We start from the raw sequence: 26,210 nt of genomic DNA, 5'->3' as shown, positions 1-26,210 counted from the left end.
AACGGCCGTTAGAGCATGACAATCAATGCAGCTGAGGTCAGGGGGTTACAGGCGCCGCACATGATGAGCCTGAGGCTGCAATGACGCCATGCCGCGCGCGCAGGGGAGCTATGCTGGTTTGACCGTATTGCATAGACGCAGAGCGCCAGCCAAGAGAGAGCCCGTCATGTCCCAGTTGCCGTCCTTGAGCCAGTTACGCGACCCCAATACCTTCCTGCGCCGCCACCTGGGCCCCGATGCCGCCGAGCAGCAGGCGATGCTCGACAGCCTGGGCCTTGGCAGCCGGGTCGAGCTGATCGAGCAGACGGTGCCGCCGGGAATCCGTCTCAACCGACCGCTGAACCTGCCGCCCGCCCTCGACGAAGAAGCCGCGCTGGCGAAACTTCGAGGCTACGCCGATCAGAACCAGGTCTGGACCAGCCTGATCGGCATGGGGTACCACGGCACTCTCACGCCGGCCGTCATTCTGCGTAACGTGCTGGAAAATCCCGGTTGGTACACCGCTTACACGCCTTATCAACCAGAGATTGCCCAGGGCCGGCTCGAAGCGTTGCTGAATTTCCAGCAGCTGACCATCGACCTGACCGGCCTGGAACTGGCCAATGCCTCGCTGCTGGATGAAGCCACCGCAGCAGCCGAAGCGATGGCTTTGGCCAAGCGGGTCGCTAAATCCAGAAGCAACCTGTTTTTCGTCGATGAGAATTGCCACCCCCAGACCATTTCCGTGGTACAGACCCGAGCCGAAGGGTTCGGTTTCGAGCTGATCATCGACGCTGTGGATAACTTGAAACAGCACCAGGTGTTCGGCGCGCTGCTGCAATATCCCGATACCCATGGCGAAGTGCGTGATCTGCGCCCATTGATCGATCATCTGCATGCCCAGCAGGCCCTGGCCTGTGTGGCGACGGATCTGCTAAGCCTGCTATTGCTGACCCCGCCGGGGGAGTTGGGCGCCGACGTGGTGTTCGGTTCGTCCCAGCGATTCGGCGTGCCCATGGGGTACGGCGGGCCGCATGCGGCGTTTTTTGCCAGTCGCGATGAGTACAAACGGGCGATTCCCGGGCGGATCATCGGCGTGTCGAAAGATGCTCGTGGCAACGTCGCCCTGCGCATGGCCCTGCAAACCCGCGAGCAACATATCCGCCGGGAGAAGGCCAACTCGAACATCTGCACCGCCCAGGTGCTGCTGGCCAATATCGCCAGTTTCTACGCGATCTACCATGGCCCGGAAGGCCTCAAACGGATTGCCCAGCGTGTCCATCGGCTGACCTGCATCCTCGCCGCCGGCCTGGAGCGTCACGGCATTACACGTCTCAACCAGCATTTCTTTGACACCCTGACCCTGGAGGTTGGTGGCACTCAGACCGCGATCATCGAAAGTGCCCAAGCGGCGCAGATCAATCTGCGCATTCTCGGCCGTGGGCAACTGGGCCTGAGCCTCGACGAAACCTGTGACGAAACCACCGTGGCGAAGCTGTTCGATGTGTTTCTCGGGGCCGATCATGGGCTCAACGTCGACGAACTGGATGCTGAAGCCTTGATGTCCGGCATTCCTGCAACATTGCAACGCAGTACGCCTTATCTGCGTCATCCGGTATTCAACGCTCATCACAGCGAAACCGAGATGCTGCGTTACCTCAAGCAACTGGAAAACAAAGATCTGGCGCTCAATCAATCGATGATCCCGCTGGGCTCCTGCACCATGAAGCTCAACGCCACCAGCGAGATGATCCCCATCACCTGGCCGCAGTTCGCCAACCTGCACCCGTTCGTGCCGAAAGAGCAGGTGGTGGGTTATTCGTTGATGATCGAGGAACTGGAACGTTGGCTCTGCGCGATCACTGGTTTCGATGCGATCTGCATGCAACCCAACTCGGGCGCTCAGGGTGAGTACGCCGGGTTGCTGGCGATCCGCAAATATCACGAGAGCCGTCATCAGGGCGCGCGGGATATTTGCCTGATCCCGTCCTCGGCCCACGGTACCAACCCGGCTTCGGCGCAAATGGCCGGGATGCGGGTGGTGATCGTCGAATGTGACGAGGCGGGTAATGTCGATCTGGATAACCTGAAAGAAAAGGCCACGCAAGCGGGGGACAAACTCGCCTGCCTGATGGCGACTTATCCTTCGACCCACGGGGTTTACGAGGAAGGCATCAGCGAGATCTGTGAAGTGATCCACCACCATGGCGGACAGGTGTATATGGATGGCGCCAACCTTAACGCGCAGGTCGGATTGGCGCGGCCGGCAGACATCGGTGCCGACGTGTCGCACATGAACCTGCACAAAACCTTCTGCATTCCCCACGGTGGCGGTGGTCCGGGGATGGGACCGATTGGTGTCCGCGCGCACCTGGCGCCGTTCGTCGCCAATCATCCGGTGGTGCCGATCGAAGGCCCGCTGCCGGAGAACGGCGCGGTGAGCGCGGCACCTTGGGGCAGTGCAAGCATTTTGCCCATCAGCTGGATGTACATCGCCATGATGGGGCCGCAACTGGCGGATGCGAGTGAGGTGGCGATCCTCGCCGCGAATTACCTGGCTCAGCATTTGTCCGGGGCGTTCCCGGTACTCTACACCGGGCGCAACGAGCGAGTGGCCCACGAATGCATCCTCGACTTGCGGCCGCTCAAGGCGCAGACCGGGATCAGTGAAGAGGACGTTGCCAAGCGGCTGATGGACTACGGCTTCCATGCGCCGACCATGTCGTTCCCGGTGCCGGGGACGTTGATGGTCGAACCGACCGAGAGTGAGTCGAAGGCGGAGCTGGACCGTTTTATTGGCGCGATGCTGAGTATCCCGCGCGGAAATCACCGAGGTGCAGAACGGCAACTGGCCGGCAGAGGACAACCCGCTGAAGCGTTCACCGCATACATTGGCCGACATCACCGGGGTGTGGGAGCGGCCGTACAGCATTGAGCAAGCGGTGACGCCGGATGCTCACACCAAGGCCCATAAGTACTGGCCGGTGGTGAACCGAGTGGACAATGTCTACGGTGACCGCAATTTGTTTTGCGCGTGTGTGCCGGTGGATGAATACCGCTGAAATCACGAGAAATGAAGATCTAATGTAGGAGCGAGCAAGCCCGCTCCCACAATGGATCGCATTTCAGGCAAAAAAATGCCGCTCATGAGAGCGGCATTTTGTTGAGCAACAAACCTTATTTCGAGGCGATGGCATTCTTCGCCAGGATTGCGTTCGCCAGTTCCATGTCCGTGGCTTGCAGGCCTGGGTTGTCGGCGCGAACTTTCTGCATCGCAGCTTCCAGGTAGGGACCGCGAATTGCGCCGTCACTGGCGACAAAGCTGCCGGCGTCGTCCTGGGCGGCGACGATCAGCTTGTGATCCCTTGAGGTCAGGTAGGTCGAACCGGTGGTGGCACCGGACGTAAGGACGTTACGCCAAAAGCTGTCAGCCATCGCCGAACCGACTGGAAGGGACAACACGGCGAAGGTAGCGACAGCAAGTTTGAGACGCATAAAAGGTGACTCCACTGGGTTTTAACTACCGGCTTGGATTGCCATTTACCCAATCGAGTTCCGTGACGTTAGTCGGCCCGCTCCACCAGTAAAATCGCCCCTTGCTGGCCGACCACCCGAACACGGCTGCCGGATGCAGTGTCAGGTCCTCGAGCCATCCACACGCCATCGGCGACCTTGATCTTACCGCGGCCGTTGACGATACCTTCGCTGACCACGAACACCTTGCCGATCAACTCTTGCCCTCGCAGATTCAGATTCGGCTGGTCGCTGGCCCGCACCACGCTGCGTTGACGTCTCCACCAGTACAGGGCGGTGAGGATTGAAAAGACGGCAAAAAGCAGCACCTGCAGTTCCCAGGGCAAGCCCGGTATCACGAAGGTCAACACGCCGATGGCGGCTGCTGCCATACCGATCCACAACAGATAACCACCGGCACCGAACACCTCGAGGATCAGCAACAGCGTGCCCAGGGCCAGCCAGCTCCAGAACGAAAAAAGCTCCATGGGCACTGACCTCAGCCTTTCTTGCCGTCGAACGTGGCTTTGACGATTTCGCCAATACCGCCGACCGCGCCGATCATCGAACTGGCCTCAAGCGGCATCAGGATCACTTTGCTGTTGTTGGCCGAGGCCAGTTTTCCCAGGGCATCGATGTATTTTTGTGCGACGAAGTAGTTGACCGCCTGCACGTTACCGCCGGCGATGGCTTCGGACACCACTTTGGTGGCTTGGGCTTCAGCCTGGGCTTGACGTTCCCGGGCTTCGGCTTCGAGGAATGCAGCCTGCCGGCTACCCTCGGCTTCCAGAATCTGCGCCTGCTTCTTGCCTTCGGCGGTGAGGATCGCCGAGGCACGCAGGCCTTCGGCTTCAAGAATCTGTGCGCGTTTGATCCGCTCGGCTTTCATCTGGCCGGACATGGCGGCCATCAGGTCGGCGGGAGGGCTGATGTCCTTGATCTCGATCCGGGTGATCTTGATACCCCACGGTGCCGTGGCTTCGTCGACAGTGCGCAGCAGTTTTTCGTTGATGTTGTCACGCTGGCTGAGCATCGCGTCCAGTTCCATGGAGCCGAGCACGGTACGGATGTTGGTTTGCAGCAGGTTGCGGATGGCGTGTTCGAGGTTGTTCACCTCGTAGGCGGCCTGTGCGGTGTTGACCACCTGGAAGAAGCAGACGGCGTCGATCTGCACAGTGGCGTTGTCGGCGGTGATGACTTCCTGGGGTGGAATGTCCAGCACGCTTTCCATCACGTTGATCTTGCGGCCGATGCGGTCCATCACCGGAATGATGATGTTCAGGCCTGGTTTGAGGGTGTTGGTGTAACGGCCGAAACGTTCGACCGTCCATTCAAAACCCTGAGGCACCACCTTGAAGCCCATGAAAAGAATGGCCACGGTCAGCGCGACGAAAAGAATCAGTGCAATACCCATAACGGTCCCTGTCCAGTCTGGTGGAGTTGCGATGACCAGAGTGTAGGGCAAAAGGCTCGTATGCGACTTGGAGGGGGCCAGGGACTATGGCTAATGCCAGTCAGTGTGGCGAGGGGGCTTGCCCCCGTTGGGGCGCGCAGCGGCCCTAAAATCGCCAATTGCATTGTGTCAGGAAGAACGCATTTGCCGGTTTTACGACTGCTTCGCAGCCGAGCGGGGGCAAGCCCCCTCGCCACAGGTTCTGCGTTCGGCGTTTTATTCCTGACTGACTGGTATCAGGCATTAGGGGCTGTCTATTTCTGCTCACTCTGCGGCGTTACTCGCAACACCTCTTCGATCGTGGTTAAACCCGCCGCCACTTTCTGCGCCCCCGACAACCGCAAACTGCGCATGCCTTCCTTGAATGCCTGACGCCGGACCGCCAGTAAATCGGTGTCAGGGTTGATCAGCGCTCTGATGCCGTCAGTCAGTTGCATGATTTCGTAAACCCCGGCGCGGCCGCGATAGCCGGTTTCGCGGCATTCCAGGCAACCGATGGCCCGTTGTGCGTTACCTGGCAGTGGCGCTTGCCAGGGTCTGGTCAGGGTTTGCCAGTCGTCCTCGCCCAAAGTTAATGGTGCCTTGCAGTGCGGGCAGAGGGTTCGGACCAGACGCTGAGCCATGACACCGAGCACCGTGGCCTTGATCAGGTAATGCGGCACGCCGAGTTCCAGCAGTCGGCTGATGGCACTCGGAGCGTCGTTGGTGTGCAACGTCGACAACACCAAGTGGCCGGTGAGTGCGGCCTGGATTGCCATTTCGGCGGTTTCGAGGTCGCGGATCTCGCCGATCATGATGATGTCCGGGTCTTGCCGCATCAGTGCGCGCACACCGGCGGCGAAGGTCAGGTCGATGTTGTGCTGGACCTGCATCTGATTGAACGCCGGTTCGACCATTTCGATCGGGTCTTCGATGGTGCAGAGGTTGACCTCCGGCGTCGCCAGTTTTTTCAGGGTGGTGTACAGCGTGGTGGTCTTGCCTGAACCGGTCGGCCCGGTCACCAGAATGATGCCATTGGGCTGGCGGGTCATGTCTTGCCAGCGACGCAGGTCATCGGCGGAAAAACCCAGCTGATCGAAGTCCTTGAGCAGCACTTCGGGGTCGAAGATCCGCATGACCATTTTTTCGCCGAACGCGGTGGGCAATGTCGACAGCCGCAGCTCGACTTCGCCGCCATCCGGGGTTTTGGTCTTGACCCGACCGTCCTGGGGTTTGCGTTTTTCCGCGACGTTCATCCGCCCCAGGCTTTTCAGGCGGCTGACGATGGCCATGGTCACTTGCGGCGGGAATTGGTAGACGTTGTGCAGCACGCCGTCGATGCGAAAGCGCACCGTGCCTTGCTCGCGCCGGGGTTCGATGTGGATATCGCTGGCCCGCTGCTGGAACGCGTACTGGAACAGCCAATCGACGATGTTGACGATGTGCGCATCGTTGGCGTCCGGCTCCTGGTCGCTGGCGCCAAGGTTGAGCAACTGTTCGAAGTTGCCCAGGGTGCTGGTCTGCTGATCAGCGTTGGTGGCGCCGCTGACCGATTTGGCCAAGCGGAAAAACTCCACGCTGAAGCGCTGGATGTCTACCGGATTAGCCACTACGCGCTTGATCGGCAGCTTCAACACATGGGTCAGGTCGGTTTCCCAGCCGCTGACGAAGGGCTGGGCACTGGCCACGGTAACGGCATCTCGGTCGATGGACACCGCCAGAATCTTGTGGCGTTGGGCGAAGGCATAGGACATCAGCGGCGTAATGGCCGCAACGTTGATTTTCAGTGGGTCGATGCGCAAGTAAGGCTGGCCGGCCTGCTGGGACAGCCACAGCGTCAGGCTTTCCAGATCCAGGTGTTTGCCCGGACGGCTGAGGTCGTCCAGGTGTTGGCTAGCGATGAACTCCAGCGGATGCTGCTGACCATTTGTGGCGTGACGGCGGCGGGCGTTGAGTGCGTGTTCGGCCGAATCCTGGCTGATAAAGCCTTGGGCGACCAGTTCACGCAGCAAATCATTGAGGTCCAGCCAGCGGTCCTGAGTGGCAAGTTGAACGGACATGCGGGCTCCTTATGAACAACCGTTCGCAAAGGATAGTCGCGGACCCGCAGACCGTTGGGCCACTACCCGACCAAGACGTGTCGGGTTTTTTCAGGTTTTTTTTAACCAGCTGCCTGAGCCGGCGCTTCCCACGCAGAATCAGCCGCTTGCAGATTCACCGAGCAGACGCTGACCAGGTTACGTAATTTTTCCGCAATCACCTGAGCACGGTGCCAGCTCAGGCCGTCCATGACGATGTCGATCGACAGCAGATCATCCCTGCGCTGCACGTTGACCTGCTGCGGCGTCAGAAACTGCAAGGCGAACAGGTTGAGCGCCCGGCACAGCAGATCCGGCTCGGCTTCGGCCAGCAATTGATAGTGAACGCGGCAGTGGGCGTTGCTGACGTTCCAGACATCGGCGCGGGCGGGCGAGGTGTTTACGGCTTCTAAATGCGGCATGGTCGGGCTCCAAAATCACTGGAGGAATTTTTACATTCGGTGCCGGGTATTTCTTATCTATGATTGGGAATATTGGCGGTTTATCGAATCGTTCAATTCGACTTCCTATAAAACAAAGGTTTTTCTATGCACAGCGAGCTGGATGGCTACGACCGCAAGATTCTCGCGTTGCTGCAAGAGGACGCTTCGCTCTCCAGCGCGCAGATCGCCGAACAAGTGGGGCTTTCGCAGTCGCCATGCTGGCGGCGGATTCAGCGGATGAAGGAGGAGGGGATCATTCGCGGTCAGGTGACGTTGCTTGACCGGAAGAAAATCGGTCTTAACACGCAGATCTTCGCCGAAATAAAACTCAACGCCCACGGACGTTCGAACTTCACCGAATTCACCGAGGCGATTCGCGGTTTTCCCGAAGTGTTGGAATGTTATGTGCTGATGGGGTCGGTGGATTTCTTGCTGCGGATCGTCACGGCAGACATCGAGGCTTATGAGCGCTTCTTCTTCGAGAAGCTGTCGATGGTGCCGGGGATTCAGGAGGTCAACTCGATCGTGGCCTTGTCCGAAATCAAGTCCACGACGAGTTTGCCTGTGTTGCGCTGATGATGTTCGAGGGCCTTTGTGGCGAGGGGGCTTGCCCCCGTTCGGCTGCGAAGCAGTCGTAAACCCAGTCAACCCGTTATGCCTGATACACCGTGTTGGCTGGTTTTGGGAGTCCTTCGGCCTCCAACGGGGGCAAGCCCCCTCGCCACAGGGTACTTACAGGCGCAGCAAAGTCTTCCAGGCACGATTCTGATACACCGCAATCGCCTGCTGCTTACGCGCGTCCAGCGACTCATCGGTAATCGGCTCGTTGGCCAATTGCGCGAGTTTGTTCAGCTCACCGTACAGGCGATCCATTTCCGGGATGTCCAGCACGTTGCGGGCATGGTGCATCCAGGCCTGGATGCGCTCGATGCGCGGCAGTTGCTCGGCCAAGTCTTCGGGCTGTTGCTGGTAACGCTGCAATTGCAGTGAATTGGCTTCTTCGCCCAGCAGGCGTGGCAGCCAGCTGCCCAGTTGTGCAGCGCCCTGGCGATTGCCGCGGGTGTTGCGATCGGCGGCCCAGGTGCGGGCCAGCAACCAGCGCGAGGTGTTCAGGGAGAACAGGCCCCAGCGCACGTCTTCCAGTTCTTCGAGGAACTGCTCCGGCGCGGCTTTGCGCACGTCTTCGTCATCCAGGCCGGCTTGTACCAGCGGGCGCCAGTCTTCCAGCAAGGCATCCAGCGCGACCCGCAGATCGTGAGTCGACTGACGCGGTGCGGCCTGACCGAGGCTGCTGATCAGCGCGCGCATTTCAGCAAGGTTCTCGACCCAGTCCTGCAACAGGCGCCAGTGGCCATTGAAGCGATATTGCTCGGCCAGACGCTGGCTGCTGCTCAGCAAATGCCAGCTCAGGGCGGCGAACGCATCGTCCAGCGGCATTTCGGCGGTGATCGGCGGCGCTGGCAAGCTCAGCGAGTAGCTGTTGGCGTCGAACAGGCGATAACCGCGTTCGGCCTTGCTGATGTCACACGGCATCAGCGCCAGGGTCGCAGCCAGTTCGGCGGCCAGTTCCAGCAGCGCGGCGGGTTCGCCTTCGCGCAGTTCCAGTTCCAGTTCGCAGATTTCTTCTTTCTGCTTGCCGACCACCACATGGCCCAAGTCCAGCGCGGCTTCGATGACCACTTTGGTCTTGCCACGGCCCCACGCGATTTCCGCGCGTTCGCGAACGAAATCGGTGGTGAAGATGGCTTTCAGGGTTTTCTTGTCCAGCTCGGCCAGCTCTTCGGGCCAGCATTCACCGTCGAGTTTCTTCACGTCGAGCTTGGCTTTGGGCAGATTCCAGTCGTATTCGTGACGTTCCGACAGACCGGCAACGCTCTGGCCACGGGTCTTGAGGGTCTGAATCACTTCTTCGCCATCGCGGCGCAGGCGCAGGGCAACCTTGGCGCGGGCCAGGTCGCGCTCAGGCGTGTCGAAGTACTGGTTCATCAGTTCACGGCGTTCCCAGCCACTTTTGTTGCGTTTTTTCAGTAACGGGTGCTCGCGCAGGGCGGCGAGGGTTTCGCGGCTGACGCGGAGTTTGATTTCGGTTTCTTTCTGCATGGCCGGAAAATCCAGGATCGGGAGCGCAGCCGGGGGAATGTGTGGCTGCCAAGGTCGTGCAGTGTACAGGACTCGCCCGTCCTACGTGCCGTGGCGGTTTATTCCTGTCGCCGGATGGTTCTATGATGGACTTCAATTCGGGAGTTGGGAGTCAGCGATGCCTTTGCCGTCCATGAAAGATCAGTTCGCTGCGCTGATTGCCGCACCGTCCGTCAGCTGCACCCAAGCGAGCCTCGATCAATCCAATCGTCCGGTGATCGACCTGCTTGCCGCATGGCTCGGGGACTTGGGTTTTGCCTGCGATATCCAGCAGGTCAGCCCCGGCAAATTCAACCTGCTGGCCAGTTTCGGTTCTGGCCCCGGCGGTCTGGTGCTGGCCGGTCACAGCGATACGGTGCCGTACGACGCGGCGCTGTGGCAGACCGACCCGCTGAAACTGACCGAAGTGGACGGTCGTTGGGTCGGCCTGGGCAGTTGCGACATGAAGGGCTTTTTCGCCCTGGCCATCGAAGCCGTCAAACCCTTGCTCGACCAACCGTTCAAGCAACCCTTGCTGATCCTCGCCACCTGCGATGAAGAAAGCTCGATGTCCGGCGCTCGCGCTCTGGCTGAAGCAGGGCGTCCGCTGGGGCGGGCCGCGGTGATTGGTGAGCCGACCGGGCTGAAGCCGATCCGCCTGCACAAAGGCGTGATGATGGAGCGCATCGACATTCTCGGTCAGAGCGGTCACTCCTCGGACCCTAGCCTGGGCCACAGCGCCCTCGAAGCCATGCATGACGCCATCGGCGAACTGCGCGGTTTGCGTCTGCTCTGGCAGCGCGAGTTCCGTAATCCGCAGTTCAGCGTGCCGCAGCCGACGATGAATTTCGGCTGCATTCACGGTGGCGATAACCCCAACCGTATCTGCGGTCAGTGCTCCCTGGAGTTTGACCTGCGTCCGCTGCCGGGCATGGATCCCAACGCCCTGCGCGCGGCGATTTTGCAGAAGCTCAACCCCATTGCCGAGCGGCACCAGGTGAAGATCGATTACGCGCCGCTGTTCCCCGAAGTGCCGCCATTCGAGCAGGCCGAGGACTCGGAATTGGTGAGAGTCGCCGAAAGGCTCACCGGTCATCGCGCCGAAGCAGTGGCGTTTGGCACAGAAGCACCTTATCTTCAGCGTCTTGGCTGCGAAACACTGGTATTGGGCCCCGGCGACATCGCCTGTGCTCACCAGCCGGGGGAATACCTTGAAATGTCACGTTTGCAGCCTACCGTGCATCTATTACGTCAACTGATTGAACATTACTGCCTGGCACCGGCCAAAACGGCGATGCCAGTGTAGGAGCTGCCGAAGGCTGCGATCTTTTGATCTTGTTTTTAAAATTCGAAGATCAAAAGATCGCAGCCTTCGGCAGCTCCTACAGGGAGCGCGTATAAATTGCCGATGTCCCAACCCGTATTCATGAGGAGAGCGCGCGTGTCGCCAAGCCTGTTCCGACGATAACCATCAGCCCGCTGTGCGTTTACTGCTTTACTCTTTTTTCGGCTGCTATTTATTACAGGCCCAGGTTCATGCCCGAATACGTCAATTGGCTTCGTCACGCTTCGCCTTACATCAATGCTCACCGCGACTGCACCTTCGTCGTCATGCTGCCCGGCGACGGTGTGGAGCACCCGAACTTCGGCAACATCGTCCACGACCTGGTGCTGCTGCACAGCCTGGGCGTGCGACTGGTGCTGGTTCACGGTTCACGTCCGCAAATTGAAACCCGCCTCGCGGCTCGCGGCCTGACCCCGCATTACCACCACGGCATGCGCATCACCGATGCGGCGACGCTTGAGTGCGTGATCGATGCGGTCGGTCAACTGCGCATCGCCATCGAAGCGCGGCTGTCCATGGACATGGCCTCGTCGCCAATGCAGGGCTCGCGCCTGCGAGTGGCCAGCGGCAATCTGGTCACTGCACGGCCGATCGGCGTGCTCGAAGGTGTCGACTATCACCACACTGGTGAAGTGCGCCGGGTCGACCGCAAGGGTATTAATCGCCTGTTGGACGAACGCTCCATCGTGCTGTTGTCGCCGTTGGGTTACTCGCCGACCGGTGAGATCTTCAACCTCGCTTGCGAAGACGTCGCTACCCGCGCGGCCATCGATCTGGGGGCGGACAAGTTGCTGCTGTTCGGCGCTGATCTGGGCTTGATCGACGAAAACGGTCGTCTGGTTCGCGAACTGCGTCCGCAACAAGTGCCGGCGCATTTGCAGCGTCTGGGCAGCAACTATCAGGCTGAGCTGCTGGACGCCGCCGCCGAGGCGTGCCGGGGCGGGGTGGCGCGCAGTCACATCGTCAGCTACGCCGAAGATGGTGCGCTGCTGACCGAACTGTTCACCCGTGACGGTGGCGGTACGCTGGTGGCTCAGGAGCAATTCGAAGTTGTGCGCGAGGCAGCTATCGAGGACGTCGGCGGTTTGCTGGACTTGATCAGCCCGCTGGAAGAACAGGGGATTCTGGTGCGCCGTTCCCGCGAGGTGCTGGAGCGTGAGATCGAGCAGTTCAGCGTGGTCGAACGCGAAGGCATGATCATCGCCTGCGCCGCGCTGTATCAGATTGCCGATTCGGATGCAGGGGAGTTGGCGTGTCTGGCGGTGAACCCGGAGTACCGCCATGGCGGTCGCGGCGATGAATTGCTGGAGCGCATCGAAACCCGTGCCCGGGCACAGGGACTGAAAACCTTGTTCGTGCTGACTACCCGGACTGCCCACTGGTTCCGTGAGCGGGGTTTTGTGCCAAGCAGCGTCGAGCGCCTGCCATCGGCGCGGGCATCGCTGTACAACTATCAGCGTAATTCGAAGATCTTCGAAAAAGCGCTCTGACTGAATGGCTGTCTGTGTTGGCTTTTGTGGCGAGGGAGCTTGCTCCCGCTGGGCTGCGAAGCGGCCCCAAAACCATTGAACGCGTTATGACTGATTCACCGCGTTGTTGGGTTTGGGAGTCCTCCGGCCTCCAGCGGGAGCAAGCTCCCTCGCCACGGGGTTACTCGGTGACAAACTTCGCGCTGACATACGGCGAATAATCCGGCAGCACCGTTTCTACCTTTCCTTGCTCCTTCAAGAACTTCGCCGTCTCACCAATCGCCTTGGCCGTGCCACCGTCCAACAGCGCGGTGGTCCGTTGTGCCTTGGCATCCGGGAATGCGGAACCGGCCAGCAGTTCCGGCACATCGACGGCATTGGCACCGGTCAATTTGGCGATTTTCTGCACCGGTACCGAATCGACGGTCCAGCTGTCTTTATGAGCGGCATAGTCGGCGAAGGAGTCCAGGGTGACCTTGGCAAATTGGGCCACGACTTCAGGATGCTTCTGGGCGTAATCCTTGCGAGCGACCCACACCTCGAAGGTCGGCGCTCCCCATTGGCCGACCTGCGCGGCATCGGTCAACGTTTTGCCAGTCTTGCGAATTTCCCCTAGCGCCGGCGACCAGACAAACGCGCCATCGATGTCGCCACGCTTCCAGGCCGCGGCGATTTCGGCTGGTTGCAGGTTCACCACTTTGACTTTCGAGGCGTCCAGGCCCCAGTGCTTCAGTGCACCGAGCAGGCTGTAGTGGGACGTTGAAACGAAGGGCGTGGCGATGGTCTTGCCGATCAAATCTTCCGGTTTATCGATGCCGCTGCCGTTGCGCACCACGAGTGCTTCGGCAGCGTTGATTTGAGCCGAAACAATGAACGCGACAATCGGCAGATTACGCGAAGCGGCAGCGGCCAGCGGGCTTGAGCCGAGGTTGCCAATCTGCACATCGCCGGAGGCTATGGCGGTGACCACTTCCGGGCCACTGTTGAAACGACGCCAATCGATTTTCTGGCCAATGGTTTTCTCGTAAACACCATCAGCCTGAGGGACTTTGCTGGGGTCGATACCGGTTTGATAACCGACCGTGAGAGTCGCCGCCTGGGCGGAAAAAGAAAATACTAGCGATATACAAACTGTAACAAATTGACTAGATAGTGCGCATTTGGCCATGATGGCGTCGCCTTTTCGAAAGTGATTGACGTATAGGGGATACGCCAACGCTAATCGATCTAAAAAAATGCCAATAAATACCATTTAGGAATTAGCTTATGAGCCGATACCTTGTGATCCCGGTTCGGATCATCGTAGCGAGCTATATTCCTAAAGGGTATTAAAAAGAATGAAATAATTCTTTTTGGGTTTATGAGGAAATCATTACCCTGCAGGGACCAAATCACTGCGGTTAGGCCTTGGTCGTAGGCTCACTTGGTTGCAATTGACTGGTCAGTCACGGTCTGGCGCTAATCGCGCATCTGTGGATCTGGGGCATTAGACCCAAGACCAAAGAACACAAAAATTAGAACGAGGAGCGATATATGAAGAAGTCCACCTTGGCCATGGCTGTGGCCGTAGGGGTTTTGGCGCAGCAGGCAGGCGCCGCCGGTTTCATCGAAGACAGCAAGGCCACATTGGGGCTGCGTAACTTCTACATCAACAACGATAACCGCGATTCGGCTGCCAGCACCGCTGCAGGCGTTCAGAGCAAAAACGAAGAATGGGGCCAAGGCTTCGATCTGCGTTTCACCTCGGGCTACACCCAAGGTACCGTTGGCTTCGGTATTGATGCTATCGGTCTGCTGGGCGTGCGTCTGGATTCGGGCGGCGGCACCAACGGCGCCACTGCTACCTCTTATGGCGGCACTGTTTTCCCAAGCAAATCCAACGGCGAAGCGGTTGATAACTTCTCCAGCCTGGGCCTGACTGCGAAAGCCAAGGTCTCCCAGACCGAACTGAAGTTGGGCACCCTGCAGCCAAAACTGCCAGTGATCGTGACCAACGATGGTCGTATGCTGCCGCAAACCTTCCAGGGCGGTCAGATCACCTCGAACGAAATCAAAGACCTGACACTGGTCGGCGGTCAGATCGAGCACGCCAAGGGCCGTAACTCCAGCAACAACGAAGAGTTGTCGATCGCTGGTGCGAACGCTCACACCGCTGCTGGTCGTGACAGCAACAAGTTCATCTACGGTGGCGGTGACTACAAAATCACCAAAGACCTGACTGCCCAGTACTACTACGGCAACCTGGAAGACTTCTACAAGCAACACTTCCTGGGTCTGGTTCACAACTGGTCGATCGGCCCTGGTGTGTTGAAGTCTGACCTGCGCTACTTCAACAGCTCTGATGACGGTGCCAACGGCCACGACTCGGCTTATTTCAGCTCCGGTAACTATCAGGGCTTCCGTGCCGGTCGCGGTAAAGTCGACAACAACCTGTACAGCGGCCTGTTCCTGTATACCGTTGCCGGTCACACCTTTGGCGGCGGTTATCAGGTCAGCAACGGCAGCAGCGACTTCCCTTGGCTGAACCAGGGTGACGGCTCGTCGGCTTACCTCACTACCGACATGCAGATCCAGAAGTTCGCCCGTGCCGGCGAACGTACCTGGCAAGCTCGCTACTCGTATGACTTCGCCAAGGTTGGCCTGCCAGGCGCGACCGCCGGTATTGTCTACCTGCGTGGCGACAACATCGACACCATCAGCAGCACCAGCACTGCCGTGGCCGGTTCCGGCCGTTCCGAGTGGGAACGCGACCTGACCCTGGCTTACGTAGTGCCAGAAGGTCCGCTGAAAAACCTGGGCTTCACCTGGAAAAACGCCATGTGGCGCAACGACATTCCAGGTCAACGCGACCAGGACGAAAACCGTCTGATCGTCAGCTACTCGATCCCGCTGTTGTAATAGCGCTCGCGTAACCGACGTAAAAAAAGCCCCGCCCGGCATCACGCCGGGCGGGGCTTTTTGCGTTTTCAAGGCGGGCTCACCCCCGTAAACCCTCCTTGAAGTTCCCTTCTTTTGCAGCAACTCAAGGCCTTCTCGAACCTTGTGGTCGATGTTCGTCCCGATGGCCGTTCAGGTCCAGTGAACAGATCTTTAATATTCTTTTTGGATCTAAATAAATCAATATTTATTCTTTTTAATTAATGTCGAACGCAGGCACAGTTGAGCTCAACACGCACTCACCAGGAGCAGCACCATGAGCCTCAGACTTGGCGATATCGCCCCCGATTTCGAACAGGATTCCAGCGCCGGCACCATCCGTTTCCACGAGTGGCTGAGCGATAGCTGGGGCGTGTTGTTTTCCCACCCGGCGGACTTTACACCGGTGTGCACCACGGAGCTGGGCTTCACCGCCAGGCTCAAAGATGAATTCGCCCAGCGCGGCGTCAAAGCCATTGCGCTGTCGGTAGACCCGGTGGACTCGCATCACAAATGGATCGAGGACATCAACGAAACCCAGAACGCCATTGTTAACTTCCCGATCCTCGCCGATGCGGACCGTAAAGTGTCCGACCTGTACGATCTGATCCACCCGAATGCCAACGACACCCTTACCGTGCGCTCGCTGTTCGTGATTGATCCGAACAAGAAGATTCGGCTGACCATCACTTACCCGGCGAGTACCGGCCGTAACTTCCATGAAATTCTGCGGGTAATCGATTCGCTGCAGCTCACCGACAACTACAAGGTGGCCACCCCGGCCAACTGGCAAGACGGTGATGAAGTCGTGATCGTGCCGTCGCTCAAGGACGAAGACGAAATCAAGCAACGCTTTCCCAAGGGCTATCGTGCGGTGAAGCCGTATCTGCGCCTGACGCCGCAGCCGAACAGGTAATCATCCGAATTTTGCGGTGTGGCTGAAATCGCTATCGCGAGCAAGCCCGCTCCCACAGTGGATTGGGGAGGGTCAGAGATGTGTGGACCTAAAACCCTGTGGGAGTGGGCTTGCCCGCGAAGGCGGCAGGCCGGCCAGTGAAAATTTCATGTCATCCATAAAGCAGGGGATTTCAGGCCGTTACGACGGCCTGTTTTTTTGCCTGGAAAAAGCAGTTTCGCATAGATCTACAATGCATAACCAAATGAATAAATATGATTTATGGATATATAAATCACCTGTTAAGGTCATTCCATCGACGCGAGATCGCACGCCGCGAATCGCCAACACCGTTCAAGGAATTGTCTGAATGCTGGTCGTCTCACTCGGTGGCAGCCCCAGCCCACGCTCCCGTTCCGGGGTGTTGCTGGAGCGCTCCCAACGCTGGTTGCAAGAGCAAGGTGTGGAAGTGGTGAGTTACCAGGTACGGGACTTCCCGGCCGAAGACTTGCTGCATGCCCGGTTCGACAGCCCGAAGGTGATCGACCTGTTGCAACAAATTGAAAGCGCCGATGGCTTGCTGATCGCCACGCCGGTTTACAAAGCGTCGTCCTCTGGCGCGCTGAAAGCCGTACTCGATTTGTTGCCCGAACGCGCCCTGAGCCACAAGGTGGTTTTACCGATGGCTACCGGCGGCAGCATGGCCCACATGCTGGCGGTGGATTACGCGCTCAAGCCGGTGCTGTCGGCATTGAAAGCCCAGGAAATGCTCCACGGGATTTTCGCCGTAGACAGCCAGATCGCTTACGGCGAAGGCAGTGCCCAGGCGCAGTTGGCGCCGGAGCTTGCGCAAAGACTGAATGAATCACTGGAGCTGTTTTTCAGCGCCATGGCCCGACGGCCCAAGCCGCTCGATCCGAACCTGTTGAACGAACGTTTGTTGAGTGCTCGCTGGAGCATTTAAGCCAGCACTCAAGCCACACCTGAATTTGAAGTACTCACCTTACTCAGCCGCTAACGGCCAAGCAGGTGCAGCCAAAACCCAACTGCAAAAAGGAGAGCGCTATGCGCACTGTCATTTTGCGTCGTGGTCTGGTCGCTCTGTTTGCTGCGGCTGTGTCCTTCGGCGCCATTACTCAAGCTCAGGCCGAGACATTACGAATCGGCTATCAGAAATACGGCACCCTGGTGCTGCTCAAAGCCAAAGGCACCCTGGAAAAACGCCTCGCCGCCCAAGGTGTGGACGTGCAATGGACTGAATTCCCCGGTGGCCCGCAACTGCTCGAAGGCCTGAACGTCGGCTCCATCGACTTTGGTGTCACCGGTGAAACGCCCCCCGTGTTCGCCCAGGCGGCCGGTGCCGATCTGCTCTACGTCGCCTACGAACCACCAGCGCCCCACAGCGAAGCGATCCTGGTGCCGAAGGACTCGCCGATCAAATCGGTGCAGGAGCTCAAGGGCAAGAAAGTCGTCCTGAACAAAGGCTCCAACGTTCACTACCTGTTGGTGCGTGCTCTGGAAGACGCCGGCCTCAAATACACCGACATCCAGACTGTATTCCTGCCGCCGGCCGATGCCCGCGCCGCGTTCGAGCGTGGCAGTGTCGATGCCTGGGTGATCTGGGACCCGTACCAGGCTGCCGCCGAACAGCAACTGCAAGCGCGCACCCTGCGCGATGGCAAAGGCATCGTCGACAACCATCAGTTCTACCTGGCGACCAAGCCTTACGCGCAGAAAAATCCTGAAGTGATCAAGACTCTGGTGGAAGAAGTGCGCGCGGTCGGCGAATGGTCCAAGGCCAATCCCGAAGACGTGACTAAACAAGTCTCACCACTGCTCGGCCTGCCAGCGGACATTACCCTGACTTCGGTGAAACGCCAGGGCTACGGCGCATTGTTCCTCACGCCTGAAGTAGTCGCGGCCCAGCAGAAGATCGCCGACAGCTTCTACCAACTGAAGCTGATTCCGAAACAGCTGAGCATCAAAGACGTGATCTGGACGCCCCCGGCGGCCGTGGCCACAGCGCAGTAATTCGATTCCCCAAGGAGACCACTCCATGAGCCTCAATATCTTCTGGTTCCTGCCTACCCACGGCGACGGCCATTACCTTGGCACCGCCGAAGGCGCTCGCGCCGTCGACCACGGTTATCTGCAACAGGTCGCGCAAGCGGCGGATCGTCTGGGTTTTGGCGGGGTGCTGATTCCCACCGGTCGTTCCTGCGAAGACTCCTGGCTGGTGGCCGCATCGCTGATCCCGGTGACCCAGCGTTTGAAATTCCTTGTTGCCCTGCGCCCCGGGATCATTTCCCCGACGGTGGCGGCGCGTCAGGCCGCGACACTGGATCGTCTGTCTGGCGGTCGTGCGCTGTTCAACCTGGTGACCGGTGGCGACCCGGAAGAATTGGCCGGCGACGGTTTGTTCCTCAGCCATGAAGAACGCTATCAGGCCTCAGTGGAATTCACTCGCATCTGGCGTCGGGTACTGGAAGGTGAAACCGTCGATTACGACGGTCAGCACATCAGCGTGAAGGGCGCGAAATTGCTCTACCCGCCGATCCAGCAACCGCGTCCGCCGCTGTATTTCGGCGGCTCGTCGGAAGCCGCACAAGACCTCGCGGCAGAGCAGGTCGAAATGGTCCTGACCTGGGGCGAGCCACCGGCCGCTGTTGCCGAAAAAATCGAGCAGGTTCGCGCCAAAGCCGCGAAGCTCGGCCGCACCGTGCGCTTCGGTATTCGCTTGCATGTGATCGTTCGCGAAACCAACGCCGAGGCGTGGCAAGCGGCGGATCGACTGATCTCGCATCTGGACGACGACACCATCGCCCGTGCCCAGGCGTCTCTGGCGCGTTTCGATTCGGTCGGTCAACAACGCATGGCCGCCTTGCATGGTGGCCGCCGCGACAATCTGGAAGTCAGCCCCAACCTCTGGGCCGGTGTCGGTCTGGTGCGCGGCGGTGCCGGTACGGCGCTGGTCGGCGACGGTCCGACCGTGGCCGCTCGGGTGAAGGAATACGCGGACCTGGGCATCGATACGTTCATCTTCTCCGGTTATCCACACCTGGAAGAATCCTACCGGGTAGCCGAGTTGCTGTTCCCGCATCTGGATATCGAGCGCCCGGAGCTGCCCAAAGGCGCCAACTACGTCAGCCCGTTCGGCGAGATGGTGGCCAACGACATTCTTCCCAAAGCCGCGTCCCAGAGCTGAGGCGCCGCCATGAAGAAAATTATCCACAACCTCGCGCCCTGGGCGTTGCCGGTCTTGTTGCTGGCGGTATGGCAGTTGTCGGTGTCGGCGGGCTGGTTATCGACGCGGATTCTGCCGGCGCCGATCGCGGTGATCGAGGCCGGTGTGAGCCTGGTCAGCAGCGGTGAAATCTGGACTCACCTGGCCATCAGCGGCTGGCGTGCGGCGCTCGGTTTCGCCATTGGCGGCGGCATTGGTCTGACGTTGGGCTTCATCACAGGATTGTCGAAATGGGGCGAGCGCCTGCTCGACAGTTCGGTGCAGATGATCCGCAACGTGCCACATTTGGCGCTGATTCCGCTGGTGATCCTGTGGTTCGGCATCGACGAGTCGGCGAAGATTTTCCTGGTGGCGTTGGGCACGTTGTTCCCGATCTACCTCAACACCTATCACGGCATCCGCAACGTCGATCCGGCGCTGGTGGAGATGGCCCGCAGTTATGGCTTGTCCGGTTTCAGCCTGTTCCGTCAGGTGATCCTGCCGGGGGCGCTGCCGTCGATTCTGGTCGGTGTGCGTTTTGCCCTGGGCTTTATGTGGCTGACCCTGATCGTCGCCGAAACCATCTCAGCCAGCTCCGGCATCGGCTACCTGGCGATGAATGCCCGGGAGTTCTTGCAGACCGACGTGGTGGTGCTGGCGATCCTGATGTACGCGGTGCTCGGCAAGCTGGCCGACCTTGCGGCGCGCGGACTTGAACGCGTGTGGCTGCGCTGGCATCCGGCCTATCAGGTTGCCAAGGGAGGTGCCGCATGACGGCTCAACAACCTCCACGCCTGCTGCGCGGTATTCCGTTGGCGGTACGCCAGCTGCAAAAAACGTTCGGTTCGCGGCGAGTACTGCGTGCAATCGACCTGCATATTCCGGCCGGGCAGTTTGTGGCGGTGGTCGGGCGTAGCGGTTGCGGCAAAAGTACCTTGCTGCGCTTGCTCGCCGGTCTGGACAAACCCACGGCTGGCGAGTTGCTCGCCGGCGCAGCGCCACTGAGTGACGCACGGGAAGACACCCGACTGATGTTCCAGGAAGCGCGTTTGCTGCCGTGGAAAAAGGTCATCGACAACGTCGGTCTCGGGCTCAACGGCAACTGGCGGCCGCAGGCGCTGCAAGCGCTGGAAGCGGTCGGCTTGGCGGATCGCGCTAATGAGTGGCCGGCAGCCTTGTCCGGCGGGCAGAAGCAGCGTGTGGCCCTGGCCCGCGCGCTGATTCATCAACCGCGCTTGCTGCTGCTCGACGAGCCCCTGGGCGCACTGGATGCCTTGACCCGGATCGAGATGCAGCAACTGATCGAACGGCTCTGGCAACAGCATGGCTTCACCGTGTTGCTGGTGACCCACGACGTCAGCGAAGCGGTGGCGATTGCCGATCGGGTGATCCTGATTGAAGAGGGCGAAGTCGGCCTCGACCTGCACGTGGAACTGCCGCGCCCTCGGGTCCGCGGCTCCCATCGGCTGGCGGCGCTGGAAACCGAAGTGCTCAACCGCGTGCTGTCCCTGCCCGGCCAACCGCCGGAGCCGGAACCTGTTTCACCACTGCCTACGCAATTGCGCTGGGCTCAATAACTTAAAGATTCATCCAACGACAGGAATCAACATCATGACTATCAAAGCCATCAACGTTCGTAACCAGTTCAAAGGCTCGATCAAGGAAATCGTACTGGGTGATGTGTTGTCGGAAATCGACGTGCAGACTGCCTCCGGTATCGTCACTTCGGTGATTACCACCCGTTCGGTGAAAGAGTTGGAGCTGGTGGTTGGCAGTGAAGTGATCGCGTTTGTGAAATCCACCGAGGTGTCGATCGCCAAGTTGTAAGCGCGTGCGCAAACAACAACCCCGGAGGGTGTGAGCCCTTCGGGGTTTTTGCGCATGTCTTGAACTCAGTGGTGTAGCCATCGCGGGCAAGCCCGCTCCCACAGGTTTATTTGTCACTCACAAAATCTGTGTTCGCTGGAGATCTTTGTGGGAGCGGGCTTGCCCGCGATGAGGCCAGCGTGACCGCCGCCGCAGTCAGATTGAGTGAATGCGCTTGGGCAGATAGGGTGGCAAATACAACCCAAGATAAGCATCAAACACCCGCATCCCTTCTTCAGCCATGCGCGGCGTGATCTGCTCATGTTGTTGCACCGAGCGTGCATACACTCGATCCCCCAGCTCCATGGCCAGGGCAAACACATCGACCTCACTGGGCAGCGTCGGCAGCTCGAAGTGGTGGTCGAACAGTTTGTGCATCAGGTCGCCGAGTTCGATGTCGTGCTGGCGGTCGGCCTGGGTGACTTCGGTCAGGCCGTGCTGGGCGAGGATCAATTGCCGGGCGGCGGCGTCTTCGTCGTAGATGGCGAGCATGCGCTGTTCCACCAGTCGCGACAGGTCGCGCCAGCCGTTGAGCGCGTTGTGGTCGATGGGCGCTTGCAGGCAGGCGCGGAACGCAGCGTGGACGTCGGCGGTGAGGCCTTCGAGCAGGGCCGGGACGCTGGCGAAAAAGTGGTAGACGGAGGAGGGCGGGATCTCCGCGCGTTCGGCGACGCTATAGATCGACAGACTGCCCACGCCTTCGGCGGCCAGCAGCGTGCGGGCGGCATCGAGTATCGAATCGATCCGGGCCTGGCTGCGGGCGCGGGGCTTGCGTGGGGTGGCGAGTCGGGTCATTGAAGTCTCCTGCGGGGCAGCGGGCATTGTACGCAGAGCGGGCAGATGTTCCATATCCCCTGTGGCGAGGGAGCTTGCTCCCGTTGGAGGCCGAAGGACTCCCTGTAACAGCGATACGGTTCTGTCAGACACACCTTATTGACTGTTTTGGGGCCGCTTCGCGACCCAGCGGGAGCAAGCTCCCTCGCCACAGGTTTAATGTTGGCCATAAAAAAACGCCGCAGGCTTCAATAGCCAACGGCGTTTTTTTTCTGCAACCGCTTATACGGTATGCAGGTACCAGTTGTACTCGAGGTCGGAGATGGAGTGTTCGAACTCCTCCAGCTCGCTCTCTTTACACGCGACGAAGATATCGATGTATTTCGGATCGATGTACTTGGCCATGACTTCGCTGTCATCCAGCTCACGCAGTGCATCGCGCAGGTTGTTTGGCAGGCTTTGCTCGTTCTGCTCGTAGGAGTTGCCTTCTACGGGCGCGCCCGGCTCGATCTTGTTGGTCAGGCCGTGGTGCACGCCCGCCAAAACCGAAGCCATCAACAGATACGGGTTGGCGTCGGCACCGGCAACGCGATGCTCGATGCGCACGGCATCGGAGGAACCGGTCGGTACGCGGATGGCCACGGTGCGGTTGTCCAGACCCCAGCATGGCGAGTTCGGCACGTAGAACTGTGCGCCGAAACGACGGTAGGAGTTGACGTTCGGGCAGAGGAAGGCCATCTGCGCCGGTAGGGTCTCGAGCACACCGCCGATCGCGTGACGCAGTGCGGCGTTCTGCTCGGGATCCTCACTGGCAAAAATGTTTTTGCCGTCTTTATCCAGAATCGAGATGTGGACGTGCAGACCGTTACCCGCCTGGCCTGGGTAAGGTTTGGCCATGAAGGTGGTATCCATCTCATGGTCGTAGGCGATGTTTTTGATCAGACGCTTGAGCAGGACCGCGTAATCGCAGGCCTTGATCGGGTCGGCCACGTGGTGCAGGTTCACTTCGAACTGCGCCGGGGCACTTTCCTTGACGATCGCGTCGGCAGGAATGCCTTGCTCTTTCGCACCTTCCAGAATGTCCTGGAGGCAGTCGACGTATTCGTCGAGGTCGTCGATCAGGTAAACCTGGGTCGAATGCGGGCGTTTGCCGGAGATCGGCGAGCGCGGCGGTTGTGGGCGACCGTTCACGTTCTCCTGGTCGATCAGGTAGAACTCCAGTTCGAACGCAGCGCAGATGGTCAGACCCATCTCGTCAAACTTGGCTACGACTTGTCGCAGGACTTCGCGCGGGTCGGCGAAGAAAGGATCACCTTCGAGTTCGTGCATGGTCATTAACAGTTGCGCGGTCGGGCGCTTCTGCCAGGGCTCATTGCACAGGGTGTCGGGGATTGGATAGCAGATTCGGTCAGCATCGCCGATGTCCAGGCCAAGGCCGGTGCTTTCCACCGTCGAGCCATTGATATCCAGGGCAAATAGAGAGGCCGGCAGGTTGATGCCTTTCTCGTAAACCTTGTGGAGGCTGGTGCGTTCGATGCGCTTGCCGCGCACCACACCATTCATATCCGCAATCAGAAGGTCAACGTACAGAACCTCAGGATGTTCCTTAAGGAACGCGTTCGCTTCGTTAAGCTGAACGGCACGCGGGGGTACCGACATGATGCAACACCTTTGTTGTTAAAAATATCAATCATTGATCTCTTCGGATTCCAGTCAACCCGAACGGCATGCCGAAGTCAAGCAAGGCCTTTTTTGCCCTGAAAAAGCGCTAGCAAGGCTTTTTTGCGGCACTTTGGGGCGTTTTTCTGCCTTCAGTCGTCTTGGCGCCCGCGAGCTTGAGCAGGCCGTGTTGTATTTTTTACGGGGGTGTTGTGTAAAAAAATGAACAAGGCTAAGCTCGATTCAAACCCATAACAGCAATAATACCGGGGTGCTTCATGTCTCGCCTGCCGTTAATTGGCGTCACCGCCTGCTCAAAGCAGATCGGTCTGCATGCTTATCACATCAGTGGCGACAAATACGTACGCGCCGTGGCTTCAGCTGCCAAGGGCCTGCCGTTGATTCTTCCATCCCTGGCGGATCAACTGGCGCCGTCCGAAATTCTGGACGTTCTGGACGGCATTCTCTTTACAGGCTCCCCTTCTAATATAGAACCGTTTCACTATAACGGCCCGGCCAGTGCGCCGGGTACTGCTCATGATTCTGCACGCGATGCCACCACTCTCCCGCTGATCCGCGCCGCTGTCGAGGCCGGCATTCCCGTGCTCGGCATCTGCCGCGGCTTTCAGGAAATGAACGTGGCGTTCGGCGGCAGCCTGCATCAGAAGGTTCATGAGGCCGGTCCCTTCATGGATCACCGTGAAGACGACAGCCTCCCGCTGGAAGGGCAGTACGCGCCAAGTCACCCGGTTCACGTTCAACCGGGCGGTGTATTGGCCGGGCTGGGCCTGGCGGATGAGATTCAAGTCAATTCGATTCATGGTCAGGGCGTTGAACGTCTGGCGCCGGGCCTTCGTGTGGAAGCGGTGGCGCCCGACGGGTTGATCGAAGCCGTCTCTGTTATCGAAGGCAAGACTTTTGCTTTAGGCGTGCAATGGCATCCCGAATGGCAGATAAGCTTAAACCCTGACTACCTTGCGATTTTCCAGGCATTTGGCGATGCCTGCCGCAAGCGCGCACTACAACGCGACGCCGATGCGTCAAACAACGCCTGACTTATAAGAGTCAGGAAACTCAGCCTAAGAGGCATTTATGAGTCACAACCTCGACCAGCTCACCGATTGGTTGAAAGACCACAAGATCACAGAAGTCGAATGCATGATTGGCGACCTGACCGGCATCACCCGGGGCAAGATTTCGCCGACCAACAAGTTCATCGCCGAAAAAGGCATGCGCCTGCCCGAAAGCGTTCTGTTGCAGACCGTGACCGGCGACTATGTCGAAGACGACATCTATTACGAACTGCTCGACCCGGCCGACATCGACATGATCTGCCGCCCCGACCAGAACGCGGTGTTCCTGGTGCCCTGGGCCATTGAGCCCACCGCCCAGGTCATCCACGACACCTACGACAAGCAGGGCAACCCGATCGAGCTGTCGCCGCGCAACGTGCTCAAGAAGGTGCTGAAACTCTACGCCGACCACGGCTGGCAGCCGATCGTGGCGCCGGAAATGGAGTTCTACCTCACCAAGCGCAGTGATGACCCGGACTACCCGCTGCAACCGCCGATTGGCCGCTCCGGCCGTCCGGAAACCGGTCGCCAGTCCTTCTCGATTGAAGCGGCGAACGAATTCGACCCGTTGTTCGAAGACGTTTACGACTGGTGCGAACTGCAAGAGCTGGACCTCGACACGCTGATCCACGAGGACGGCACGGCGCAGATGGAAATCAACTTCCGTCATGGCGATGCCCTGTCCCTGGCCGACCAGATTCTGGTGTTCAAGCGCACCATGCGCGAAGCCGCGCTCAAGCACAACGTAGCCGCGACCTTCATGGCCAAGCCCATGACCGGCGAGCCGGGCAGTGCCATGCACTTGCACCAGAGCATCATCGACATCGAGACCGGCAAAAACGTCTTCTCCAATGAAGACGGGACCATGAGCCAGCTGTTCCTCAATCACATCGGCGGTTTGCAGAAATTCATTCCTGAGCTGCTGCCGTTGTTCGCACCCAACGTCAACTCGTTCCGCCGCTTCCTGCCAGATACCTCGGCACCGGTGAACGTGGAGTGGGGCGAAGAGAACCGCACCGTGGGCCTGCGGGTTCCGGATGCCGGGCCGCAGAACCGTCGGGTGGAAAACCGTCTGCCGGGTGCCGATGCCAACCCTTACCTGGCCATCGCCGCCAGCCTGTTGTGCGGCCTTATCGGCATGGTCGAAGGGCATAACCCGAGTCCCCCGGTCGTGGGTCGTGGCTACGAACGGCGCAACTTGCGCCTGCCATTGACCATCGAAGACGCCCTGGATCGCATGGAAAACAGCAAGACCATCGAAAAGTACCTGGGCAAGAAGTTCATCACGGGCTACGTCGCGGTCAAGCGGGCCGAGCATGAAAACTTCAAGCGCGTGATCAGTTCGTGGGAGCGCGAGTTCCTGCTCTTCGCCGTCTGATGCGCCGGGCGCCGCTGTTCATGGCGGCGCCCTTCACCGGAATCCTAGG

General features: G+C 59.4%; 23 protein-coding genes and 1 pseudogene. 15 read left to right on the top strand and 9 right to left on the bottom strand.

The features are described 5' to 3' along the window. Positions 1-166: 166 nt before the first annotated feature. A pseudogene (gene gcvP / locus ACA044_RS29395) lies at positions 167-3,041 on the top strand (aminomethyl-transferring glycine dehydrogenase). A 115-nt stretch (positions 3,042-3,156) separates the two neighbouring features. On the opposite strand, the gene ACA044_RS29390 reads toward gcvP, so the two are convergent. The 5 genes from ACA044_RS29390 to ACA044_RS29370 all read right to left on the bottom strand — a co-directional run bounded on the left by ACA044_RS29390 (position 3,157) and on the right by ACA044_RS29370 (position 7,424). Further along, a complete protein-coding gene (locus ACA044_RS29390; protein WP_497444370.1) occupies positions 3,157-3,474 on the bottom strand; it encodes a DUF2388 domain-containing protein in 318 nt (105 codons plus the stop codon). A 68-nt stretch (positions 3,475-3,542) separates the two neighbouring features. Then, positions 3,543-3,980, bottom strand: coding sequence for an NfeD family protein (locus ACA044_RS29385; RefSeq protein ID WP_497444369.1), 438 nt, complete (start codon positions 3,978-3,980; stop codon positions 3,543-3,545). 11 nt (positions 3,981-3,991) lie between these two features. Next, entirely contained in the window at positions 3,992-4,906 is a 915-nt protein-coding gene (locus ACA044_RS29380) for an SPFH domain-containing protein (protein ID WP_497444368.1), read from the bottom strand. Positions 4,907-5,199: 293 nt separating this feature from the next. Beyond that, complete coding sequence (gene tfpB / locus ACA044_RS29375; protein WP_497444367.1) at positions 5,200-6,984, bottom strand: type IV pilus assembly ATPase TfpB; 1,785 nt, start codon at positions 6,982-6,984, stop codon at positions 5,200-5,202. Positions 6,985-7,085: 101 nt separating this feature from the next. Then, positions 7,086-7,424, bottom strand: coding sequence for an ACT-like domain-containing protein (locus tag ACA044_RS29370; RefSeq protein ID WP_497444366.1), 339 nt, complete (start codon positions 7,422-7,424; stop codon positions 7,086-7,088). A 126-nt stretch (positions 7,425-7,550) separates the two neighbouring features. Between ACA044_RS29370 and ACA044_RS29365 the strand changes: the two genes are divergently transcribed. Further along, positions 7,551-8,021 (top strand): Lrp/AsnC family transcriptional regulator, encoded by a 471-nt coding sequence (locus ACA044_RS29365; RefSeq protein WP_018927598.1) that lies wholly within the window; start codon positions 7,551-7,553, stop codon positions 8,019-8,021. A gap of 156 nt (positions 8,022-8,177) precedes the next feature. Here the strand turns inward: ACA044_RS29365 and ACA044_RS29360 are convergent, their stop codons facing one another. Beyond that, positions 8,178-9,545, bottom strand: coding sequence for a CYTH domain-containing protein (locus ACA044_RS29360; protein ID WP_497444365.1), 1,368 nt, complete (start codon positions 9,543-9,545; stop codon positions 8,178-8,180). Between the two features lie 157 nt (positions 9,546-9,702). On the opposite strand from ACA044_RS29360, the gene argE reads away from it, so the two are divergent. Next, positions 9,703-10,869 carry an acetylornithine deacetylase gene (gene argE, locus ACA044_RS29355; protein WP_497444364.1) on the top strand — a complete coding sequence of 389 codons (1,167 nt, stop codon included), beginning with the start codon at positions 9,703-9,705 and terminating at the stop codon, positions 10,867-10,869. A 230-nt stretch (positions 10,870-11,099) separates the two neighbouring features. Beyond that, on the top strand, positions 11,100-12,398 hold the full coding sequence (gene argA / locus ACA044_RS29350; protein WP_007899457.1) for an amino-acid N-acetyltransferase: 1,299 nt from the start codon (positions 11,100-11,102) through the stop codon (positions 12,396-12,398). 160 nt (positions 12,399-12,558) lie between these two features. On the opposite strand, the gene tauA is transcribed toward argA, so the two are convergent. After that, entirely contained in the window at positions 12,559-13,545 is a 987-nt protein-coding gene (gene tauA / locus ACA044_RS29345) for a taurine ABC transporter substrate-binding protein (RefSeq protein WP_497444363.1), read from the bottom strand. Positions 13,546-13,910: 365 nt separating this feature from the next. On the opposite strand from tauA, the gene ACA044_RS29340 reads away from it, so the two are divergent. The 9 genes from ACA044_RS29340 (at position 13,911) to ACA044_RS29300 (ending at position 21,238) form a co-directional block, all read left to right on the top strand. After that, positions 13,911-15,275, top strand: a complete 1,365-nt coding sequence (locus ACA044_RS29340; protein ID WP_497444362.1) for an OprD family porin — start codon at positions 13,911-13,913, stop codon at positions 15,273-15,275. Positions 15,276-15,570: 295 nt separating this feature from the next. Then, the gene (locus tag ACA044_RS29335) at positions 15,571-16,209 is read left to right on the top strand and encodes a peroxiredoxin (RefSeq protein ID WP_497444361.1); all 639 of its coding nucleotides are present in this window, start codon (positions 15,571-15,573) and stop codon (positions 16,207-16,209) included. Positions 16,210-16,291: 82 nt separating this feature from the next. Next, positions 16,292-16,558 (top strand): hypothetical protein, encoded by a 267-nt coding sequence (locus tag ACA044_RS29330; protein ID WP_497444360.1) that lies wholly within the window; start codon positions 16,292-16,294, stop codon positions 16,556-16,558. Beyond that, positions 16,559-17,152: an NADPH-dependent FMN reductase gene (gene ssuE, locus ACA044_RS29325; RefSeq protein ID WP_497444359.1), complete on the top strand. Its 594-nt coding sequence runs from the start codon at positions 16,559-16,561 to the stop codon at positions 17,150-17,152. It begins immediately after the preceding gene. 101 nt (positions 17,153-17,253) lie between these two features. Next, positions 17,254-18,219 (top strand): sulfonate ABC transporter substrate-binding protein, encoded by a 966-nt coding sequence (locus ACA044_RS29320; protein WP_497444358.1) that lies wholly within the window; start codon positions 17,254-17,256, stop codon positions 18,217-18,219. Between the two features lie 25 nt (positions 18,220-18,244). Then, entirely contained in the window at positions 18,245-19,393 is a 1,149-nt protein-coding gene (gene ssuD, locus ACA044_RS29315) for an FMNH2-dependent alkanesulfonate monooxygenase (protein WP_497444357.1), read from the top strand. A 9-nt stretch (positions 19,394-19,402) separates the two neighbouring features. After that, complete coding sequence (gene ssuC / locus ACA044_RS29310) at positions 19,403-20,185, top strand: aliphatic sulfonate ABC transporter permease SsuC (protein WP_497444356.1); 783 nt, start codon at positions 19,403-19,405, stop codon at positions 20,183-20,185. Beyond that, a complete protein-coding gene (gene ssuB / locus ACA044_RS29305; protein WP_497444355.1) occupies positions 20,182-20,988 on the top strand; it encodes an aliphatic sulfonates ABC transporter ATP-binding protein in 807 nt (268 codons plus the stop codon). Before ssuC ends, ssuB begins: the two co-directional genes overlap by 4 nt. Positions 20,989-21,022: 34 nt before the next feature. Next, positions 21,023-21,238: a TOBE domain-containing protein gene (locus ACA044_RS29300; RefSeq protein WP_003229256.1), complete on the top strand. Its 216-nt coding sequence runs from the start codon at positions 21,023-21,025 to the stop codon at positions 21,236-21,238. Between the two features lie 195 nt (positions 21,239-21,433). On the opposite strand, the gene ACA044_RS29295 is transcribed toward ACA044_RS29300, so the two are convergent. Then, positions 21,434-22,072 carry a TetR/AcrR family transcriptional regulator gene (locus ACA044_RS29295; RefSeq protein ID WP_497444354.1) on the bottom strand — a complete coding sequence of 213 codons (639 nt, stop codon included), beginning with the start codon at positions 22,070-22,072 and terminating at the stop codon, positions 21,434-21,436. A gap of 261 nt (positions 22,073-22,333) precedes the next feature. Next, positions 22,334-23,710 carry a glutamine synthetase family protein gene (locus tag ACA044_RS29290; protein WP_007897683.1) on the bottom strand — a complete coding sequence of 459 codons (1,377 nt, stop codon included), beginning with the start codon at positions 23,708-23,710 and terminating at the stop codon, positions 22,334-22,336. Between the two features lie 278 nt (positions 23,711-23,988). Between ACA044_RS29290 and ACA044_RS29285 the strand changes: the two genes are divergently transcribed. Both ACA044_RS29285 and ACA044_RS29280 read left to right on the top strand, forming a co-directional pair. Continuing rightward, positions 23,989-24,765 (top strand): gamma-glutamyl-gamma-aminobutyrate hydrolase family protein, encoded by a 777-nt coding sequence (locus ACA044_RS29285; protein WP_497444353.1) that lies wholly within the window; start codon positions 23,989-23,991, stop codon positions 24,763-24,765. Between the two features lie 37 nt (positions 24,766-24,802). Beyond that, positions 24,803-26,161: a glutamine synthetase family protein gene (locus tag ACA044_RS29280; protein ID WP_497444352.1), complete on the top strand. Its 1,359-nt coding sequence runs from the start codon at positions 24,803-24,805 to the stop codon at positions 26,159-26,161. Positions 26,162-26,210 lie beyond the last annotated feature (49 nt).

Source organism: Pseudomonas sp. LBUM1673, assembly GCF_059695645.1.
This window is presented reverse-complemented; position numbering and strand designations above follow the sequence as displayed.